Below are 6,000 nucleotides of genomic sequence, written 5' to 3' on the forward strand. Positions count from 1 at the left end.
ATCAAGCGACTTTATCAAGCGACTTTATACAGTTCTGTTCTTGTATATTTTTTTACGACTTTAGGGTCAGCGATAAAAATATATTTCATTATATATTTGTAATTTTTACTTTTAGGTTAGGAACACCATGCGACTCATTGAAATTAATAAAGCGCGTTATCGTCGTCACTTAAATATCGTAATAGCGTGGTGCATTGGGGGCTTGGCAATAGGTAGTTTAGCTATTTCACAGACACTTATTGGTTTATTTCCTGATGAAAGTGGTAGCCATTTTAATTGGAATTTTCTGGGCGTTTTCATTACAAGTGTTTTGATTGCTTGGTTTCTTAACAAGTACCGTACTCACGACTTTATGATCGAAGTTACTTACGTATGGGAACTAAAACAAACACTTAATAAAATCAACAGAAAAATGCCTAAGTTAAAAGTCGCCAGTCACAAAGGAGATCTCGATGCACTCATTGCTATTCATTATAGTTTTGCAGGCTCGCGCTTATTATGGCAATTAGACGATAATACTATTGTGATGGATGAATTAGTTGTTCAACAAACTGAGCTTGATAAAATAGCTGAAGAGTATAATTTAATACTTAATATTGACGATTTCGATAGCAAAATTTTGAAGCAGTTTTAAGCACAGTCCAAAGAACATTTAAAAGCGACAAATGTCGCCAATATCCAAACTGATAAAAATAATCAAAGAATGTTAATACTCTTGATCTATTGCTTTGAGCTTTTTAATAAACTTCTCGAAGTGTTCTTCTTTCTCGTAGTCAAAGTGGTATTTATTGTGAAATCCAAAATTCAGTTTTACTTGTGCATCTTCAACAAATAATGTGTAACCATCAAAGTCTGTATACCCCTTAAGCCCCATTAAAAAATGTTCTTCGCCTCTTTTATCACCATGCTGGATCATTTTATCGAACACACTTAATATAAATTTGCTCTCTATGTCATTTTTCATCTTTTACTCCATTTCAAACAACTTTAATACGTAAAAACTTATTGCTAAGTCCACTCTACAAAATTAAACTAGACTATTTTCAGTTTAATATTAAAATAGTCTAAACAAAATCCATATCAAATTGATCTTATACTAAATTCATTAAAAATCTTAGTTTGTTTTTCTTAAGGCGTTTTTCACATCAAAACCAACATACTTGTCCAAGAAGCTTCTCACTTTGACTCTGCAAAATTACTTTATGACAGTGCTCTATCTGGAATACTGATTAGTGCGTTAGCTAGCAGCATAATGGTATTTGGTTTTAGTAATGCGGCAATTAAAACCCATCAATTAATATGGTGGATTTCTATCTGTTCAATTTTATTACTGCGCCTGATTGATTTACTAGAGTGGAAATTAAGAAGCAGTAAATTTTCTTCATCAGGCCTATTCGGTGTTCAACGTTATGCTGCTGGGTGTATTACGACTGGCATAGCTTGGTCTTGCTATGTTCTTATTTTTTACAACCAACTCCACAGTGTTGAATTATTTTTTAAGGTTTTAATTATATCTACATTAGCTGGTGGATCTGCTTCTTTTTTAGCAGCTAATCGCTTTATTGCGATTAGCTATTCAATGATTTTATTAATCCCCATATCTGTACTCGGATTATTTGCAGAACAAGGGCATCGTCAACTTTTAGGCGTATTGGGTTTAGCTTATGCATTGGCTATGGTATCTATTTGTGTCAAAACATCACGCTTTACTTCAAATGCAATCTATCAAAAAAATCTCAATGCACATCTTATTAAAGAAATGGAAAACGAGAAAAATCATGTTGCCTTAACTAATCAAGAATTAGAGGTTTCTTCAAATGAACTAAATCAAGTCAACATCAATTTAGAAGACGAAGTTAAACGACGAACGGATGAAATATTTCAGCTCAGTAATCTTGATCCTCTAACCCAATTAATCAATCGTAAAGCCTTTACCGTCAGTCTTGAGACGTTAATAGAGCATTCAATAATCAAAGACAGTCCATTGGCGTTGTTATTTATCGACCTAAACGGTTTTAAGAAAATTAACGATACAATGGGTCATAAAGTTGGTGATAGTGTGCTGATTCAGGTCACTCGGCGAATTTTAGCTTTTTCTGATAATGACCGTGTAGGACGCTGGAATGGTGATGAATTTTTGATGGCCTTACCCTACAGCGATAATGACACAGCCATATCTATTGCCAAAGCAATAGCAACCAGTATTACTCAACCGATTTATGTACACGGTAACGAATTATACTTGTCAGCATCCATCGGTATAGCGATGGCACCTGCACACAGCTCGTCAGCTACAGAACTGATTCAACTTGCTGATCTAACTATGTGTGAGCAAAAAAAATCTGATAATAAACTTCCTCGTTTATTTTCCAATGATTTAAAAGAAAAGATTACTGCCGCTCAAATGATCTTAGAAGGTCTTCAACATGCTATTCAAAGAAGACAATTATTTTTATGCTATCAACCCATTCAGAGTGCAAAAGATAATGTATCTTTTGCATTTGAAGCCTTATTAAGGTGGGATTTTGATGGGAAATTTATTGGTCCTGATGTATTTATTCCATTAGCCGAAAAGTCTGGGCTAATTAAAGAAATAGGCGCGTGGGTATTAAATCGAGCCTGCATGGATGCTAACCATTGGCAATTCGGTCGCCAAGCCGCTGTATCCGTTAATGTATCTGTTATTCAGTTAATGGATGATGGGTTTATTCGATTTTTAGATAATTGCTTACGCAGCAGCGGGCTGGCGCCACATAGATTACATTTAGAAGTTACTGAGTCCACGTTTGTAGAAAACAAAGAGAAAGTTCGCCAACAATTAGAGCAAATACAAGCACGCAATATTGATGTATCAATCGACGACTTCGGTACTGGCTATTCATCTTTATCACAGCTTCAGTCTTTACCCGTTAACTACATAAAAATAGATAAGTCTTTTGTTGATAACATTGAGGGAAAAGGTGAAGCGATTATCCGAGCGACCCTATTTATTGCCCGCGAACTGAATTGCCAGACAATCGCAGAAGGAGTTGAAACAAAAGAACAAGTCACAGCTTTATCAGCCATGGGTGTTGACTACCTGCAAGGGTATTATTTTGCCAAACCTATGAAAAATGAAGATTTAGTTGTTTGGCAAAACCCAATAACTAAAGTCTTCTCTAAAACAGACTGTTGAATTTTATTATTATTTTAAATTAAAACTAATCAGGGCAATATACCCTCTTTTATAATGAGTTAACTTATCTATGGCGCAACTTTACTTCTATTACTCGGCGATGAATGCGGGTAAGTCCACTTCTTTGCTTCAATCTGCCTATAACTATGCAGAAAGAGGGATGAATGCCGAAATTTTTACTGCTGCATTAGACAATAGATATGGTGAAGGCAAAGTAGCTTCCAGAATAGGCCTCGAGGCCGCAGCACACCTTTTTAACCCTCAAACTAATATGCAATCTGCCATAGAAGCGCTAGTAGCCAAAGGAAAAGTAAACTGCTTATTTATTGATGAAGCTCAATTTTTAACAAAAAAGCAAGTTAAGCAATTAGTTTATGTTGTCGACAAGCTCAATATTCCAGTGTTGGCATATGGCTTGCGAACAGATTTTTTAGCTGAAACTTTTGAAGGCAGCCGTTATCTTTTGGCTTGGGCTGACAAGCTGATTGAGTTGAAGACTATTTGTCATTGTGGGCGAAAAGCGGCATTTGTGGTCAGGATCGATGAAAAAGGTCAAGCAGTTAAAGAAGGCGAACAAGTTGAAGTAGGTGGAAATGATAGGTACGAGTCGATGTGCAGACTACATTTCGCGGAGCTTGTTTGGTAGCTAACATTTATTTTTTTAAAGCACTAAAAGCAAACGATTTTCACCGTTTGCTTTCATATCACTTTTTTAGATATCGAGTTTACTTTACCGTTTTTTCGGCTATATAATTGATAACATTACTGGCTTCACGTGATTTGAAAAACTCACCTAAGCTTTCTCCAGCACATGTCACATTGTCAGCATCAAGAACCCTATCCATCACTTCCTTCTTAGAAAAGCCTAAGTTACCAATTTGACGACTTAAAGCTTGTTTAAACAAATTAACATTATTTGTTACCGCAGATTTGCAGAAGTTTTTAAAATTCTTATCGCCAATAAACTTATATTTTTCGTTCGATGCTGTCATAGCTTTGGCATCTGAACCTGATATGTAATCAGCAATGTTTTGAGAACCACGTGACTCAGAAAACTCAACTAAACTTTGGCCAGCACATTGGAAGTTATCTCCGCTCGCTAAAAGTGATAGCATTTTGTTTTTACTCGTACCTAGACGAAAACCGTGTTGCTTAACGTTTCTTTTAAACAAAGCTAAATCGTTCGTTGCAGCGGCTTGGCAAAGTTCAGCATATTGCGTATCGCCTACAAACTTAAAGTTGTTAGCATTTTTTAATGATGCGCTTACGTTTAACGATAACGTAGCGGTACAAATTGCAGATAGTAGTAACTTTTTCATAATAACACCTCAGTAATTTAACTAGTTTCAATCAGTTGGTGAGTTTGTTGCCTCAACCTATGGAACTAATTGTAATTAAATTACAAAAAAACATTGTTTTTTTTCTGAGAACATTTGATTAATAAATTGTAAACAAGATAATAAACCACAAGATAATTACGTAATTGCATGTTTTAATACTATTTATTTTTTCTTGTTATTCGTTATTAATATAGGTTTATGAATAATCGATATATAAATAGACGTAATTTTATTACAAAACTTTGTTTTTTCATTACAAAACTCTTGTTTTAATAACTTTACTGGCTATGTTTATCAATGTTTTTGAAACTCACTTACCAAAAAAGCCCTTTCGGGCTTTTTATAATTATTGGCAAAGTTAAGGGCGAAGCGCTTTTTCACCTCGTGATAGCCCACATACACCAGTTCTTGATGCTTCAATAATCTCGGTACTTTGACTCAATGTATATGCAAAAGCATCTAACTTATCACTTGTACCTGTTACTTGTATTGTGTAATTGTTGGCATCTACGTCAACAATTTGTGCCCTAAATATATCAACATTACGCTTAATCTCTGCGCGAACAAGTTCACTACGAGTGGCAACTTTAACCAACATCAACTCTCTTTCAACGTGATTGCCATCAGACAAATCAATTACCTTTAACACGTCAATCAGCTTATTAACTTGTTTGATGATTTGCTCAATCACCTTGTCGTCGGCTTCTGTCACTATCGTCAATCGTGACAAACTTTTGTCATCCGTTGGCGCTACACACAAGGAGTCGACATTGTACCCACGTTGCGAAAATGCACCAACAATGCGAGAAAGTGAACCAGGAGCATTTTCCATTAGTACAGAAATGATTCTTCTCATTATGTGCGCTCCGTCTTACTTAATCGCATATCATCCATCGCGCCGAATTTTATTTGCATAGGATATACATGCTCGTTTTGATCTATTTCTATGTCCATAAAGACCAGTCTATCTTTAGCCGCAAAACATTTAGCCATGGCTTCATCAAGCTCTTCGGGCTTAGTTACCCTAATACCAATATGACCATAGGCTTCTGCTAATTTCACAAAATCAGGCATTGAGTCCATGTAAGAGCTAGAATGACGACCTTTATAATTCATATCTTGCCACTGACGCACCATGCCAAGTGCACGGTTGTTCAAAGAGATAATCTTGATAGGTAAATTGTATTGCATACAAGTGGCTAGTTCTTGAATATTCATTTGAATGCTACCGTCACCGGTGACAACAGCAGATACCGCCTCAGGATGCGCCATCTGAACGCCCATAGCTGCCGGTAAACCAAAGCCCATAGTCCCTAACCCACCTGAATTAATCCACCTTCTTGGTTTATCAAAAGGGTAGTAAAGTGCGGCAAACATTTGGTGTTGGCCCACATCAGAGCTAATAAAAGCGTCACCATGGGTATGTTTGTACAGAGACTCGATTACTTCTTGTGGCTTAATTACGTCTTTATCTTTTTTATAATC

At 36.0% G+C, this 6,000-nt stretch carries 7 protein-coding genes; 3 read left to right on the top strand and 4 right to left on the bottom strand.

The genetic code is table 11. The features are described 5' to 3' along the window. Positions 1-127 precede the first annotated feature (127 nt). The gene (locus QZ562_RS08710) at positions 128-634 is read left to right on the top strand and encodes a DUF3087 domain-containing protein (protein ID WP_293759208.1); all 507 of its coding nucleotides are present in this window, start codon (positions 128-130) and stop codon (positions 632-634) included. A gap of 72 nt (positions 635-706) precedes the next feature. Here QZ562_RS08710 and QZ562_RS08715 read toward each other — a convergent pair whose 3' ends face one another. Continuing rightward, the gene (locus QZ562_RS08715; protein ID WP_293759209.1) at positions 707-964 is read right to left on the bottom strand and encodes a DUF3081 domain-containing protein; all 258 of its coding nucleotides are present in this window, start codon (positions 962-964) and stop codon (positions 707-709) included. Between the two features lie 288 nt (positions 965-1,252). Here QZ562_RS08715 and QZ562_RS08720 point away from each other — a divergent pair, with 288 nt between their 5' ends. Both QZ562_RS08720 and QZ562_RS08725 read left to right on the top strand, forming a co-directional pair. Then, complete coding sequence (locus QZ562_RS08720; protein ID WP_293759210.1) at positions 1,253-3,175, top strand: bifunctional diguanylate cyclase/phosphodiesterase; 1,923 nt, start codon at positions 1,253-1,255, stop codon at positions 3,173-3,175. Between the two features lie 70 nt (positions 3,176-3,245). Continuing rightward, complete coding sequence (locus tag QZ562_RS08725; protein WP_293759211.1) at positions 3,246-3,821, top strand: thymidine kinase; 576 nt, start codon at positions 3,246-3,248, stop codon at positions 3,819-3,821. Positions 3,822-3,900: 79 nt separating this feature from the next. Here QZ562_RS08725 and QZ562_RS08730 read toward each other — a convergent pair whose 3' ends face one another. From QZ562_RS08730 to QZ562_RS08740, 3 genes are all read right to left on the bottom strand, one after another. After that, positions 3,901-4,494 carry a hypothetical protein gene (locus QZ562_RS08730; protein ID WP_293759212.1) on the bottom strand — a complete coding sequence of 198 codons (594 nt, stop codon included), beginning with the start codon at positions 4,492-4,494 and terminating at the stop codon, positions 3,901-3,903. Between the two features lie 379 nt (positions 4,495-4,873). Continuing rightward, positions 4,874-5,371, bottom strand: a complete 498-nt coding sequence (gene ilvN / locus QZ562_RS08735) for an acetolactate synthase small subunit (protein WP_293759213.1) — start codon at positions 5,369-5,371, stop codon at positions 4,874-4,876. Continuing rightward, a partial coding sequence (locus tag QZ562_RS08740) for a thiamine pyrophosphate-dependent enzyme (RefSeq protein ID WP_293759214.1) occupies positions 5,371-6,000 on the bottom strand: 630 nt, incomplete at its 5' end. The genes ilvN and QZ562_RS08740, both read right to left, overlap by 1 nt.

This window comes from uncultured Paraglaciecola sp. (genome assembly GCF_913058035.1).
GTDB lineage: Bacteria > Pseudomonadota > Gammaproteobacteria > Enterobacterales > Alteromonadaceae > Paraglaciecola.

Bases quoted from the DNA above. Each gene is read 5' to 3' on its own strand.
- QZ562_RS08710 (WP_293759208.1), top strand. From the start codon at position 128: ATGCGACTCATTGAAATTAATAAAGCGCGTTATCGTCGTCACTTAAAT.
- QZ562_RS08715 (WP_293759209.1), bottom strand. From the start codon at position 964: ATGAAAAATGACATAGAGAGCAAATTTATATTAAGTGTGTTCGATAAA.
- QZ562_RS08720 (WP_293759210.1), top strand. From the start codon at position 1,253: ATGGTATTTGGTTTTAGTAATGCGGCAATTAAAACCCATCAATTAATA.
- QZ562_RS08730 (WP_293759212.1), bottom strand. From the start codon at position 4,494: ATGAAAAAGTTACTACTATCTGCAATTTGTACCGCTACGTTATCGTTA.
- ilvN (WP_293759213.1), bottom strand. From the start codon at position 5,371: ATGAGAAGAATCATTTCTGTACTAATGGAAAATGCTCCTGGTTCACTT.
- QZ562_RS08725 (WP_293759211.1), top strand. From the start codon at position 3,246: ATGGCGCAACTTTACTTCTATTACTCGGCGATGAATGCGGGTAAGTCC.